The following is a 14958-nucleotide window of genomic DNA, read 5'->3' on the forward strand; positions in this document are numbered from 1 at the left end:
AAAAAAGCTCGGTTTGAAGCGAATTTTCAATGCAGTCAGCTACTGCCAATATGAAAAGAGACTAGGACGAATCAATGTTGTCCCAGCCTCTTTCGCTATATTTTATACATTTAACTGAATATTAGATTGAGTTACTACTTAAAAAATGTCACCTAAAGTCACAGACAAAATTGACTTAATAGAATGCAACCTGTTTTCGGCTTGGTCAAAAACAACTGAATGATCGCCTCTAAATACTTGGTCAGTAATTTCCATTTCGGAAATGCCAAATTGCTCATATATTTTTTGACCTACTTCTGTTTTTAGATCGTGAAAGGCAGGTAAACAATGCAATACGATAACATCTGGATTCATTGTAGTTGTTAGCATTTTTTCGTTTACTTGATATGGCAATAATTGTTCTATACGTGACTGATATACAGATTGGTCATCGCCCATAGAAAACCACACATCTGTATAAATCGCATCCGTTTGAAAAACAGCTTGTTGCACATCCTCAGTAATTAATATTTTGCTACCTGACTTATTAGCATGGTACTGCGCTAATTCTTGTATTTTAATATCTGGTTGCAACGTTTTAGGTGCTGCAATGTGAACATTTATTCCTAAAATTGCACCTGTCACTAATAAATCTTGAGCTACATTATTCTGTGCATCGCCAATGTAAGTTAAAGTTTTGTCTTCGAATGTGCCCCACGTTTCTTTTAATGTAAAGAAATCCGCTATCATTTGCGTTGGATGCCATTCGTTTGTAAGACCGTTCCACACTGGTACTCCTGCATGGTTAGCCAATGTTTCAACATCTTGTTGATAATAACCTCTAAATTCAATGCCATCATACATTCTACCTAATACTTTAGCAGTGTCTTCAGTAGATTCTTTAACACCTAAATGAATATCACCTTGACCAAAATATTCAGCAGTTGCTCCTAAATCACATGCAGCAACACTAAAAGCAGCACGTGTTCGCGTCGAAGGTTTTTCAAATAATAACGCCAAATTTTTTCCTTTTAAATAAGGGTGTGGGATACCTCTGTTTTTCTTTTCTTTCAATTCACCTGTAAAGTCAATCAAAGTTAACAATTCATCCGCAGTAAAATCTGACGTTTTTAAAAAACTTTGTCCTTTAAAACTTTGCAATTTGTTTAATTCTGTTGTGTACGCCCCAACTAGATCACTCTCCAATATCCTAAGATTATATTTAATACTAAACGGGATAGCGTGAAAAATCAAGTATAAATATACTGAAATTTGCATATATTTAATATAACAATTAATCCATTACTAGTTTAAAATATTGTAAATAACATCAAAATACTGTAATAAAAGCTTTTATAAATAACGACATCAACCATAATAGAGTTAATTTACACGTTTTTATATACATCTTTAATCAGACTTTTTCTAATTCATTACATTTCAATTATCTTGCTAAAAAATAGTACACATAAAAAAGTGACGTGATTCCTAAATAGTTATTGTGGAATCACGTCACTGTTATTGTTTTATTTACTATGTCTCAAACTTGTCATTAAGATATTTCTTCTTTTAGTTGTTTGCCTCCGGATCTTTCTTCTGGTGTTTTGAGGAAGCGAGTCATAATAGCACTTGCAGCATATAATCCAAATAATAAATACATCATACCTTGTACACCTATAGCATCGTAAAATAATGCTACTAAACCAGGTCCAACAAATACACATAGTCCTGCGCCTAAGTTTAAAATAGCCATCGCAGGTCCTTTATCACCATCTCCAACTAAAGATGGTACAAGTGCTGAAATAGGTACAAAGCCGGCTAAACACATTCCCCATAAAAATCCAACTAGTCCAACTATAAAGACATTACCTGTGAACATTTCCGGTATAAAATATAAACCTAATGTGAAAATGGCACAACCAATTCCTCCGATATAGGAAATGGTATTTTTCCAACCAATCTTATCACTTAATGCCCCAAAAATAAGATTAAAAATAATATTTGCGACAAATATAGTTCCCCAAATATTTAACCATGTCGTCGTTTCAATACCTTTAGTCGATAAATATATAGGTAAAAATAGTGGAAATGCATACTGTGCAGCTTGATTAATAATACGCACGATACATGCTACTGCAACTCGCGGTTCTCTTATTAGAATAGTAATTCCTGCAAGCATTTCTGATATATGTGCTTTTGCTCCGCCTTCTCTTTCTTCTAAATTAAATTCATCTTTATTCACGAAAACAGCTAAGAATGTACCAATTAAAACCCAAATAATCGCTGTCCATAATGTAGCAAAGTGACCAAATACGTTAATTGCAAATGATGAATAGTATGCACCTAGTACACTTAACCCACCTGTAAATACAAACCAAAACCAACCTACAGCAGCACCTAAGCGTTTTTGTGGTGAACGATATGCTACCCAAACTAAAAATGAATATGCAAATAATGGATAACCAAACCCTCTAATTGCATAAGATGGTATCATAAGTTCATAATTTAATGCAGGTATTGCAAACCCTACAAATATCGCATGACCAATAATATAAAGTCCTGTTCCTAACAGCATTACTTTCCGTGGACCAAAACTTTCTACTAACACTCCAGATAGCCAAGAACCAATAGCAATTGTAACACCATATGATGTCGTTAATATCGCGGTTTGATGAACTGATAATCCTTGATCTACTAAATATGGACTAATCCATGCAAGCTCTAATCCATCACCCATCATAAAAATTAATACACCGATATACCCCCATAATAGTGTCGGTGGCATTCCCACCTTCGCCAATTTGTTATTCATACTAACACATCCCTTTATTGTATATTATTCATTTACGTAGTGTTGGAACGCACTATGCAATTCCACACCAGTAACGTCATTCGTTACTCTCACTATAAATTAAACAACCTAAAAGAAAACGTTTTCATTTGTTAGTGTAATTCTATTGCATTTTTTCTTATAATGCAAATTTATTTTCATTTATTTTCGTTTATTTTCACTTTCTCTTTGTTTTACTATTCACTTAGCATAAAACTATACCATTTAGACATTATAAAGAGAGTGGGACAGAAATCTGATTTTGAAAAAATGATTTTGTCGTCCCACCCCGGCAAGGATGACTAGCGTTAAAAAAAAGCTCGGTTTGAAGCGCATTTTCAATGCAGTCAGCTACTGCCCATATGAAAAAGAGACTAAGACAATCAATATCCTCCCAGTATCATCACAACATAAAAACCATTGTTGTTAATTTATATAGTCGGTCTTTGTGCCCGACTCTGGAAGAAAGTACGCACAAAAATACTGCCAACAAAGTTAAAAACTTTGTCGGCAGTCTGAGAACACTATATTTATACAGATAGTACTTCCATCAAATTAATTACTTTATTGATTTTTCAAATTGACTGTACAATTGTTGTGCCTCATTATCATCAGACAACCCATAGACATTCATTCTACCATCTTGAAATAAAGTACATTGCACGTGGTCATAAGAGAAAATTTTGGCAAATGGATTTGCTTTAATAAACTGACCTGGTAAATACTGAGCATTTTTAAAAGCAGATGCTTCAAACCTAAACAAGTAAGTATTACCACACAACGCTTCAATACGCTGTTGCATTGGTTTATTCAATAGTTCATATTGTTGGTTTTTACAAACAGGACAATTGTGGTCTCTCAATGTTGTAACATTAATACCTTGATGATTAAGTTTAAATGTATCTACCGTCAGTAATTTACCAGAAAACCCAACACCAGCAGCATAGCGCACTAATTCACTCACTTCCAAACTCGCCACCTGTGTCACTACAGTTGGTAAAACACCATTAACGGCACAACTTTCTGCTGTGTCAGGGATAGTATTTAATAAACATTTTAAGCACGGGCCTTGAAAATCAATACCATAAACCGTCCCTTTACTTCCTACGGCGGCACCATAAATCCATGGTATTTGATGCTTATGACATGCCTCATTAATCAGATACCTAATACGAAAGTGGTCCATACCATCAATTACAACATGTGGATTAGTATCTTGTAATATCCCTTCTATATTCGTAGTAGTCAGTTCACAGTCATAGGACTCAACAGTAACTGAGCTATTGATACGCTGTAAGTGGCGTTCAAGTGCCACAACCTTTGGCAACACTTGTTCAGCATCTTGTTCATTATACAAAGTTTGACGGTGTAAATTAGACAACTCTACAATATCCATATCAATAATAGTTAACTTGCCAATCCCCATACGTGCCAACATTTCCGCAACATGACTACCTAAGGCACCCACACCAACTATCATCACATGCAGCGCCATTAATTGTCGTTGCCCTGTTTCACCAAATTGTGGAAAGCGCAGTTGTCTTTCATAACGTTGAATCATAAAAAGCCAATACCTTCTGTAGGACTAGAAGCTTGCGCTGTATAACGTATTGGAATACGTCCCGCTTCATAACTTAAACGACCAGCTGCTATCCCATAACGCATCGCTTCAGCCATTTTCACCGGATCTGTAGCACTTGAAATAGCTGTATTAAGCAAAATAGCATCTGCACCAAGTTCCATAGCATGGCATGCATCTTTTGCCGAACCAATACCAGCATCAACAATTACTGGCACTGTTACTTTTTCAATAATATAACGTAAATTTAAAGGATTATTAATACCTCTCCCCGTACCAATAGGTGAAGCAAGAGGCATAACTGCATGAACCCCTAACTCAACTAATCGTTTGGCTAACACTACATCATTAGAGATATAAGGACATACAATATAACCTTTATCCAATAAAATTTTACAAGCTTCATATGTTTCAAGTGGATCCGGTAATAATGTGTCATCATCCCCTATCACTTCTACTTTAATCATATCACAAACACCTGCATGCTGGGCAATTTCAGCAATACGTACTGCTTCGGCTGCAGTATGTGCACCAGCAGTGTTAGGAAATGTAATATATTTTGATAAATTTACGTTAGCTAATGGATTAGGTAATTCCTTATCATATAAATTCATTCTTCTTACTGCAAACGTTAATACTTCAGTTTCAGAAGCTGTAATCGCTGCTGACTGTATTTGTTCATTATCAAATTTCCCAGTACCTAATAATAAGCGTGACTTCAATTTAAATGGACCTATTTCTAACATATTTAACCGCCTCCTACGAATTCTAATAGTTCTAATCGGTCTGATGATTTCACCATCTGATTGTGAAACTGTGCTTGTTGTATTAATTGTTGATTGTGTTCAACGACAACTCTATTCTCATCTATTTCTAATTCCTTGAGTATTGCAACAATGGATAATTCTTGTTCAAAATGAAATGTATCGCCATTAATAATAACTTCCACTCGTACAACCTCCTAATTTAAAATCATTTAAAATTTCAGGTTTCACACCACTTTTCAACCACAACGCAATGAGTTCACCTACTACCGGAGACAACAAAATACCATTGCGATAATGTCCAGTAATGACAAATAAGCCCTGTTGTATCTCATCCATGACCGGCTTTTCTTGATTGGTATACGGTCTGACACCAGACCAATGCTTTATAATAGTAGCATTCCCCAATGCTGGCACGTATGTTAGTGCTTGGTGTAACAAGCACTGCATTCCTCCGGCAGTAACATTTACGGAATAATCATTAAAATAACTAGTCGCACCAATTAAATAACGCTGTTTCATTTTAGGTACTATATAACAGCCATCAGTAAAAAATAATGTAGTAGCTAATTGTATATCCCGTGATTCGAATAACATCACTTCACCTTTGACACCAGTAGGTTCATGGGCTTTCAGCTGACCATTCAACAAATAATGACTCCATGCTCCACCAGCTACGATTACTTTTTGAGCTGCAAATTTACCTTTATTAGTACAAACACTATAACCTTCATGGCCTGCTTGGATGTCGGTGACTTCTGTAGAAAATATACGTTCTATATGACGTTTGTGTAATGAAGCTAATAATGCTTTTGTATAACGATTAGCATTGATTTGATGATCATCTGGAATATGAAATGCTGTATTTGTTGGAAAAGAAATATCATAGTTTCTATATTGTTGTATGTCTTTATTTGTCAGTAATCGCACTTGCGGATTATGTTGCTGTAAAAATTCATATTGCTCTAGCACTTGATGACTATGTTGTGCTTCAGCCGCTATTTTCAACAATCCACTTTGTCTATATTCAATATCGATACCAACCTCTTCAGCTATACTATGTGCTAATGGTTCAAAATATTGCTGAGACTTTAACGCTAAACGATATAAAGCACTATCACTATTAAATTCATTTTGTGCACCGAGCATACCACCTGCTTTATAAGAGGCATGTTTTCCCGGTATATCACGATCTATAACTGCTATACGATAAGCTTCGCTATTCAAAGCACGTGCAATGGACATCCCCATTACACCTGAGCCAATAATTAGTACATCATACATGATTACGCCACACCTCACTCAAAGTTTTTAATGTTAACTGTGAAGCTTCGAGAAATAAGTTAATACCACTTATACCATAGAACTCAGTTGATAATTGTTGAGCCGTATTTTCATTAATACCTCCGAGCGCTACTACTGGTATCGGTAATGCTAAAACTGCTTGAATCTCTTTGTTCTTTCTAGGGATTTGACCTGGTTTAGAGCTTGTAGGAAATATATGGCCAAACAATATATAATCAACATGATGTTGCAAGGCAAATTGTGCACTATCGACATTGTGTGTCGACATACTTACCACTACATTAGGAAACTTTTTCTTAATCGTCTGTATTTCTCTTGCTCGTTCTGAGAAATGAATCGCGCTTAATCCACATTGTTCTAATACATAAATATCGCTATGTATAGCTATTTTAGAGCGAGAAATTCCATACGTTATAGCTAATTGTATCCATGCAATTAACTTAGTAGATGTCATAGGCGTACGCACTATCAAATAGTCTATATATGGCATCACTCGTTGATAATGTACGATATCAGCATGTGTTAAATGTTTATACTGTGTAATAGCAACTAACAAAAAAAGACACCTCAATAAAAAAACGTTATTTTTCTGGGTAGAAAAATAACGTCTATATCACAAAAGTTAGTCATGTTATCAACGCCACTTTCCTACGCCAGTATCAACTGGATCAGGTTCCAGGAATCCCAAAGTTCACTACTTTAGTCTCAGCCTTTTCAAAGGCACTTCCAGTGGTCTCTAATCTATATAATTTTAATCTTACTATTTCAACAATGCATTGTTATTGTTAATTTAACCTAATCATTAATAAAATGCAAATCCATTTATCGTTGCTTATTGCTCCTAATGCGTTATTTCATTGTCTCGTGCTTCACTTATCATTAGTAATTGTTCCGTTAGTGGTTGGCTTTGTGTATAAACTTGACGATAAATATCAAAATATCGCTTATACTGCTGATGATTGACACTATCAGGATGAAATTCTTTGTCATAAGTTACAAAAACACGACTACATGCTTCCATACTATCAAACCAGTTAACACCTGTTGCTGCAATAATAGCTGCTCCCATACTCGGACCTTCTTCATGACTTAATTTGCGCATAGACGCATTAAAAATATCTGCTTGTAACTGCAACCAAAAATCACTTTTAGCTCCACCTCCAGTAGCAGTAATATGTGTTAAAGACTTGCCATTTTCTCGTAAATATAATATTGACTCATACAAGGAATAGCTAATCCCCTCAATCACTGCACGTGCCATGTCACTACGTGTATGCAAACTACTAAGTCCAATCCAACTCCCCCTAATATACGCATCACCATGAGGTGTACGTTCGCCTGAAAGATATGGTGTAAATAATAAACCGTTAGCACCTATAGATGATTGTTGAGCTAGTAACAAAATATCATCAAAGCTAAGCTCTGGTGCTAGTGTTTTTTGGAACCATGCCAAACTATCTCCTGCAGCTAAAGTTACCCCCATAATGTAGGATACATGCGGTAAAGCATGTTGAAATAAGTGCATATTTTGACCATAGCTTGCAGCATTCGCTTCACAAGTCAAAATTACACCAGAGGTTCCAATACTACATAACGTATCATGAGGCTTAACTACACCTGAACCTAATGCAGCACAGGCGTTATCACCACCCCCTGCAAATACTTGAATATTAGTATTCAAACCGAGAGACTTTGCTACATCCGGCTTTACATTACCTACATATGATTCTGCTGAAGTTAGATCCGGAAAGATCTGAGCATCTATGCCAAACAAGGCTCCAGTATCATATGACCATTGTTGCGTTTTCGGGTCTAATAATAAAGTGCTTGAAGCATCAGACACTTCCATAGACAATACTCCAGTTAATTTAAAACGAACATAGTCTTTAGGTAATAAAAACTTATAAGTTCGTTCCCAATTGCTAGGTTCATATTGTTTTACCCACATCATTTTAGTTAAAGTAAAGCCTTCTAGCACAGGATTACCTAGCACATATTGTCCTAAGCGTTTTTTGATAATTTCACACTGCTCAGTCGTTCGTGTATCATTCCATAAAATGGCTGGTCTAATTGCTTCACCATATTGATCGACAAGGACTAAACCATGCATTTGTCCTGAAAACGACATTCCTTCTACTTGTACTACTCTCATACTTTCCATCTCACTAATGGTCTGCAATGTATCTTTAGTGGCTTGCACCCATTCATCTGGGTGTTGTTCACTAAATCCTGCTTGTGGGTGTAGCGTTGTAATTGGCTTATTGGCACTGGCTAACACTTGTCCTTGTTGGTTAACCACAATTGTTTTAACTGCACTCGTACCGATATCTACACCGAGTACTACTTTTTCCATGTAACCTCTAACCTTTCTTTTGTAAATTGACATTGTCGTCACCTAAATTAATACAGTAATCTCCACTATTTGGCAACTGCTTAAATTTCACTACTTGTTACTTCTTTTTTACTATTATAGTTGCGCTAAAAATGAATTTAAGACCTCCCGGAGTCTAATTCAATTTAGACTATCAGTGCTAACAAGGACTTCACCCTTACAACTAAAATTTTCAAATCATCATTTATCGAGGTTCATAATAAACTGTTGTAAAAACTTTTAATCCGTTTTCATTTTGTATAATTATATTAATAAATCTTTCATTAAGTCTTTTTGCTTATCAAACAATTGTTATAGCTGTATAATTTATATAGTTTGTCAAAGGAGTGATATATCATGAGTACATTTTCAACTGATGAAAAAGTACAAATATTATCTGATATTGTAGCTATGAATACAGTTAATGATAATGAAATTGAAGTATGTGAATACTTCCAAAAATTATTTCAACAACACGGCATTACATCAACGATTGAAAAAGTGGATGAACGTCGTGCCAATTTAATTGCTGAAATCGGTGAAACAGGACCTGTTATTGGTATTTCAGGTCATATGGATGTAGTTTCCGAAGGTGATCGTAGTCAATGGAGCTATGAACCATTCCAATTGACGGAAAATGATGGTTTCCTTTATGGTCGTGGTGCTGCAGATATGAAATCAGGTTTAGCTGCACTTGCCATTGCCCTAATAGAAATCAACAATAGCAATACTTTAAACTACGGGAAAATTAGATTTCTAGCGACTTCGGGTGAAGAAATGGAACAACTCGGTTCTCAAAGTTTATATGAACAAGGTTATATGGATGATGTAGAAGCTTTAATCATCGCTGAACCATGTCAAAACATGTTAGTTTATGCACATAAAGGCTCTATGGATTATCGTATTACATCACATGGTGTGTCTGCACATAGTTCCTTACCTATCTTAGGTAAAAATGCTATTAAACCATTAATTGAATTTATTCAAGATATCGATACTACATCAACACAAATAGCTAAAGAAGTTAAAGGCACAGCATTTGATTTTTCTAATATGATTTCTAAATTTAGTCAACAGTTACCACAAGCCATACAAGCAGCTCAAGTAGAAGAAGTATTAAGTGGACTTGTTGTAAGTAATACATTGATTAAAGGTGGCGTACAAGTAAACTCTATCCCAGAATCTGCTGAAGCTGAGTTTAACATTCGAACTATACCAGAATATGACAATAATCAAGTTAAACAATTATTCAACAATACTTTAGCAAAACATAATGAATCAGGCGCTAACTTGGTCAGTGATTTATACCTCGATTTAGACCCAGTATTAACTACTGGTAAAAATAGTTTGATTGATACAGCTAAAAATATCGGAGATCGTATATTTGCTACAGATTTACAAGCTGAACCAACTGTAGCTGTTACAGATGCTTCTAATTTATTAAGAAGTAAAGATGAATCATTCCCATTGTTAGTTTTCGGTCCTGGTGAAAATCCACATCAATTAGATGAATGTGTAAGTAAAGAAAAATATTTAACATTTATTGATTTTTATATCGAATTATTAACAACTTATAATCAACAATAAATAATATCAAAACAAACTCTCACTAAATCGTAGTGATTGTTTCAGACTGTCGACAAAGTTTTCAGGTTTGTTGGCAGTTTTTTTGTGCGCGCTTTCCACGGGCACTGCCTTATTCTGTAGTCTTCGGCGAGTGCTTTCCCACTGGAGTCGCCCATAATAACTCTAAAACTTCATAATATAAAAAAGGTTGGGACAATATTGATTTGTCCCAACCTCTTTTATCTATTAATAATACATCAATGTATAGTGGTTCCAACGGTATCACCTTTGTGCACTTTTTCCACAATGTGTGTTTCCGAACCTGCTGCAATAACTACTTTTTGACAGCCGTGTTGAATTGCTAATACAGCATCTTGAACCTTTGGAATCATCCCACCATAGATTTCTTTTTGTTCAATATATTTTTGAATATCTTTAGCATTGAGTGACGCCTGTACTTTTTCGTCAATAAGCACCCCTGGAATGTCGCTTAAAATATAAATTGGCGCTTCTAAAACTTCGGCTATTTTATATGCTAAAGTATCTGCATTAATGTTGTACTGTTGTTTTGTACCTTGTTTCAATCCTATTGAAGCAATAACTGGAATAAATTCTGATGCTAGCACATTCAATGCAGCAGTATTAATATTGATCGGTTCACCAACAAAGCCATATTGTTGATGTAAAGGTTCAATATCAAACAATTGGGCATCTATACCATTAAGTCCAAGTGCACCTTGTCCTTGTACATTAAATTTACTTACTAATTCAGGATTCACTTTCCCAATTAGTGTCTGACTCGTTATGCTTAATACTTGTTCAGAAGTTACGCGTAACCCATCTTTAAATTCAGGTGCTACATCATTATGAGCTAAAGCTGTATTAATAAAAGGTCCTCCACCGTGTACTATTATTGGCTGATAACCTTGTTGTTTTAACCTATAAATATCTTGGATAATTGAATCATCTAAATTCGTTAATGTACTACCGCCTATTTTAATTACAATATAACTCATTTCATCATCCTCACGTTCTATATGACGCATTTATGCGCACATAATCATAAGTCAAATCACAACCGTAAGCAACAGCGTTACCATGACCATCTCCTACTTTAGCTTCAATGACAATATCATCTTGCTCAAGCTTTGCTTTCATCGTAACTTCATCAAAGGCTACTGACATTCCTTGATGAACAACGTCTGTATCACACAATGAAACATAAGTGTCATCTGGTTCAAATTGATCAGAAGCATAACCCATAGCTGCAACAATACGTCCAAAGTTGGCATCTTCACCATGTATTGCTGTTTTTACTAAATTAGATGACACGATACTTTTAGCTATTTTACGTGCATCGATATCGTCAACGGCTCCAGTTACTTTGGCTGTAACTAACTTCGTTGCACCTTCACCATCTTTAGCAATTTCTTTTGCAAGATATTGGCAAACATAATGCATTGCTTCTTGGAATTCTTGCCAATCTGGGTGTTCAGTAGTTAATGGAGCGTGATTCGCTTGGCCATTAGCCATACAAAGCACCATATCATTTGTACTTGTATCGCCATCAACGGTAATCATATTAAAAGAATCATCAATCGTCATTTTTAAACTTTGGCTTAATGTTTCACCATCAATATTAGCATCAGTAGTTACAAAACCTAACATAGTGGCCATGTTAGGATGAATCATACCTGAGCCTTTGGCTGTTCCGCCAATAGTAACGGTTGTGCCATCAATTTCTACTTGAACAGCTAAATTTTTAGTACATTTATCTGTAGTTAAAATAGCTTCATTAAAATACTCACTATTATTATATTGTTCTTTTAATACATTCTGTGTTCCATGATAAATTTTATCCATAGGTAAAAATTCACCTATCACGCCTGTGGAAGCAACTCCAACATTGGTCGGTAAAATTTTCAATTGTTCTGCCACCCATTGTTGCGTATCTTTAGCATCTTTCAGCCCTTGTTCACCTGTACAGGCATTGGCATTAGCAGAATTAACTACGATGGCTTGTAATGTTTGATTTTGAGCTATGCTTTCTTGTGTCACGATTAAAGGGGCAGCTTTAAATCGATTTAAAGTATAAACACCAGCAGCTTGTGCTTCTGTAGTAGAAAAAATCCATCCAAAATCATTGTTATGTTTTCTTAATCCTGTGTGCATGCCACCAGCAATAAATCCTAGAGGTGAGCTGACATCACCTTCAAAATCTACATTTAATTTACTTTTTACTTGTACATTACTATAGTCTTCCATCCCATCTCTCCCATCTATGGATATACTGGCAATTGATTCAATCCTGTAGCTGAATCAAGGCCAAAAAGTTTGTTTAAATTTTGAATTGCTTGACCACTAGCACCTTTTACTAAATTATCAATGACTGACACAATAATAGCTTGGTTATTCTCTTCATTTACGTACACACCAATATCACAAAAATTACTACCTGCTACCTCTTTCGTTTTCGGAAATTCTCCTATGTCTCTAATTCGTACAAAGGGCGCATCTGCGTAATAACGCTGAAATTGTGCATGCAAGGATTCAGTGGTTGTATGTTCTTTTAATTGAACATAAATCGTTGATAAAATACCGCGTGTCATCGGTACTAAATGTGGGGTAAACGTTACCGCTATTTTTTCATCGGCAAGCTGTGTTAAATATTGTTCAATTTCTGGCTTATGTTTATGTTTACCTATAGCATAAGCACTGAAATTTTCATTCATCTCTGAATAGTGCACATGTTGGGCAAGTGACCTTCCAGCACCGGAAACACCTGTTTTAGCATCTATAATAATAGAATTATTATGAATTATTTGGCTATCTACTAATGGGTGTAATGCTAATAAAGTAGCTGTAGGGAAACAACCAGGATTGGCAATCAATTGTGTATTAGAAGCGTCAATAGTCGACCATTCTGCAATACTGTATTGAGCTGAATCCAAAGCTGATTGCGGTGCTGCTGTTTCTCCATAAAATTGTTCATACACCGCTCTATCTTTTAATCTAAAATCACCTGATAAATCAATGACTTTAATGTTTTGTGCTAAAAATTTCGGTGCTAAATGTTTACTTATATTTGATGGCGTAGCAAAAAACACAACATCACATGTAATATTATTATTTTCTAAAGACTCAAAACGATAGGGTAAATGGTTTAAGTGAGGAAAAGTTCCAGATACGAGTTCTCCTGCTTTAGAATGTGAAAAAATATATTTAATTTTTACACTAGGATGATGTGCGAGCAATCTAATAAGTTCTACCGCACCGTATCCACTTCCGCCTACTATACCAACTTCAATCATTTAGTTCAGTCCTTTCAGAATATTCCGTCTTTTAAGTTAATTTATTTTTGTAATACTTCAGTAATTACATCGATAACTTTAGTGATTTCTGTCTCATCAATAACTAATGGGGGCGAAATTCGAATAATATTACCTTGTGTTTCTTTGCATAACACACCTTTTTTAATCATCTCTAAACAATAAGGTTGTGCATTTTCTGTCAATTCGATCCCGATAAACAATCCTCTACCTCTCACATCGACGATTACATCACTATCAATCAACTGTAAATTGTTCAGTAACTGTTGACCTAATGTCGCTGAATTTTCGATAAGTTTTTCTTCTATTAATACATCTAAAGCTGCAGTAGACACTGCACATGCCAGTGGATTACCACCAAAAGTCGAACCGTGTGTACCTGGTGTAAGTACATTCATGACTGACTCGTCTGCTAATACTGCCGAGATGGGGTATAATCCTCCACCCAATGACTTACCGAGCAAGTATATATCAGCTGTTACACCTTCCCACTCCGTTGCAAACATTTTACCTGTACGACCTAGACCAACTTGAATTTCATCTGCAATAAATAAAATATTATGTTCATCACAAAGTTCACGTACTTGAGCAATAAAGTTATCAGATGGAATATTCACACCACCTTCTCCTTGAATAGGCTCTAAAATAATTGCAGATGTATGTTCATTAATTTCTGATTTTAGCTGTGTTACATCACCGAAATCAATGTAATGCATGTTATCTAATAAAGGTCCAAAACCTTGCTTATAACTTTCTTGCGATGATAAAGACAATGCCCCTAATGTTCTGCCATGGAAATTACCGTTCATTGCAATAATCTCACTGCGTCCTTCTGGCACACCTTTAACATCTTCGCCCCACTTACGTGCAATTTTTATCGCAGTTTCTACTGCTTCAGCACCTGTATTCATGGGTAATACTTTATCTTTATTAGCTAATGTACAAATTTTTTCTTCCCAAACACCTAAATTGTCGCTATATAAAGCACGAGAGACCATCGTTATCTGTTCGCTTTGTTCTTGAAATGCTTTTATGATTTTGGGATGGCAGTGCCCATGGTTAACAACTGAAAATCCTGAAATACAATCAATGTACTCATTGTTTTCAATATCCCAAACTTTCGCACCTTTACCTTTGGATAGAACTAGATTCATTGGACTATAATTGATCGAACTATACTTATCTGTATGTGTAATTACATCGTTCTTTAAATCGTTCATCAAAACCCTCTCTCT

13 protein-coding genes and 1 riboswitch are annotated in these 14958 nt (G+C 35.4%); of the genes, 1 reads left to right on the top strand and 12 read right to left on the bottom strand.

What is annotated here, in order from left to right; translation table 11 throughout:
- Nucleotides 1-138: 138 nt before the first annotated feature.
- The 8 genes from argF to xylB form a co-directional block, all read right to left on the bottom strand.
- A complete protein-coding gene (gene argF / locus JVU85_RS05835; protein ID WP_204171526.1) occupies nt 139-1140 on the bottom strand; it encodes an ornithine carbamoyltransferase in 1002 nt (333 codons plus the stop codon).
- A 391-nt stretch (nt 1141-1531) separates the two neighbouring features.
- On the bottom strand, nt 1532-2791 hold the full coding sequence (locus JVU85_RS05840; protein ID WP_037579531.1) for an MFS transporter: 1260 nt from the start codon (nt 2789-2791) through the stop codon (nt 1532-1534).
- Nucleotides 2792-3368: 577 nt separating this feature from the next.
- Nucleotides 3369-4367 (bottom strand): ThiF family adenylyltransferase, encoded by a 999-nt coding sequence (locus JVU85_RS05845; RefSeq protein WP_031266776.1) that lies wholly within the window; start codon nt 4365-4367, stop codon nt 3369-3371.
- Nucleotides 4367-5134, bottom strand: a complete 768-nt coding sequence (locus JVU85_RS05850) for a thiazole synthase (RefSeq protein WP_002508861.1) — start codon at nt 5132-5134, stop codon at nt 4367-4369. Before JVU85_RS05850 ends, JVU85_RS05845 begins: the two co-directional genes overlap by 1 nt.
- A gap of 2 nt (nt 5135-5136) precedes the next feature.
- A complete protein-coding gene (thiS, locus tag JVU85_RS05855) occupies nt 5137-5337 on the bottom strand; it encodes a sulfur carrier protein ThiS (RefSeq protein ID WP_002508862.1) in 201 nt (66 codons plus the stop codon).
- Complete coding sequence (gene thiO, locus JVU85_RS05860; RefSeq protein WP_002508863.1) at nt 5321-6436, bottom strand: glycine oxidase ThiO; 1116 nt, start codon at nt 6434-6436, stop codon at nt 5321-5323. Before thiO ends, thiS begins: the two co-directional genes overlap by 17 nt.
- Nucleotides 6429-7013: a thiamine phosphate synthase gene (locus JVU85_RS05865; RefSeq protein ID WP_204171527.1), complete on the bottom strand. Its 585-nt coding sequence runs from the start codon at nt 7011-7013 to the stop codon at nt 6429-6431. Before JVU85_RS05865 ends, thiO begins: the two co-directional genes overlap by 8 nt.
- Nucleotides 7014-7085: 72 nt before the next feature.
- Nucleotides 7086-7195: riboswitch (TPP riboswitch) on the bottom strand.
- A 103-nt stretch (nt 7196-7298) separates the two neighbouring features.
- Nucleotides 7299-8810, bottom strand: a complete 1512-nt coding sequence (gene xylB, locus JVU85_RS05870) for a xylulokinase (protein ID WP_103388213.1) — start codon at nt 8808-8810, stop codon at nt 7299-7301.
- A 375-nt stretch (nt 8811-9185) separates the two neighbouring features.
- Here xylB and JVU85_RS05875 point away from each other — a divergent pair, with 375 nt between their 5' ends.
- Nucleotides 9186-10415, top strand: coding sequence for an ArgE/DapE family deacylase (locus JVU85_RS05875; RefSeq protein WP_103388214.1), 1230 nt, complete (start codon nt 9186-9188; stop codon nt 10413-10415).
- Nucleotides 10416-10651: 236 nt separating this feature from the next.
- On the opposite strand, the gene argB is transcribed toward JVU85_RS05875, so the two are convergent.
- The 4 genes from argB to rocD are packed head-to-tail and all read right to left on the bottom strand — an operon-like array spanning nt 10652 to nt 14943.
- On the bottom strand, nt 10652-11410 hold the full coding sequence (gene argB / locus JVU85_RS05880) for an acetylglutamate kinase (RefSeq protein ID WP_031266779.1): 759 nt from the start codon (nt 11408-11410) through the stop codon (nt 10652-10654).
- 10 nt (nt 11411-11420) lie between these two features.
- On the bottom strand, nt 11421-12659 hold the full coding sequence (argJ, locus tag JVU85_RS05885) for a bifunctional glutamate N-acetyltransferase/amino-acid acetyltransferase ArgJ (RefSeq protein ID WP_151508337.1): 1239 nt from the start codon (nt 12657-12659) through the stop codon (nt 11421-11423).
- Nucleotides 12660-12673: 14 nt separating this feature from the next.
- Nucleotides 12674-13705 carry an N-acetyl-gamma-glutamyl-phosphate reductase gene (gene argC / locus JVU85_RS05890; RefSeq protein WP_021459657.1) on the bottom strand — a complete coding sequence of 344 codons (1032 nt, stop codon included), beginning with the start codon at nt 13703-13705 and terminating at the stop codon, nt 12674-12676.
- A 41-nt stretch (nt 13706-13746) separates the two neighbouring features.
- Nucleotides 13747-14943, bottom strand: a complete 1197-nt coding sequence (gene rocD, locus JVU85_RS05895) for an ornithine--oxo-acid transaminase (protein WP_204171528.1) — start codon at nt 14941-14943, stop codon at nt 13747-13749.
- Nucleotides 14944-14958: the final 15 nt, after the last annotated feature.

This window comes from Staphylococcus sp. GDY8P72P (genome assembly GCF_016890655.1).
GTDB lineage: Bacteria > Bacillota > Bacilli > Staphylococcales > Staphylococcaceae > Staphylococcus > Staphylococcus arlettae.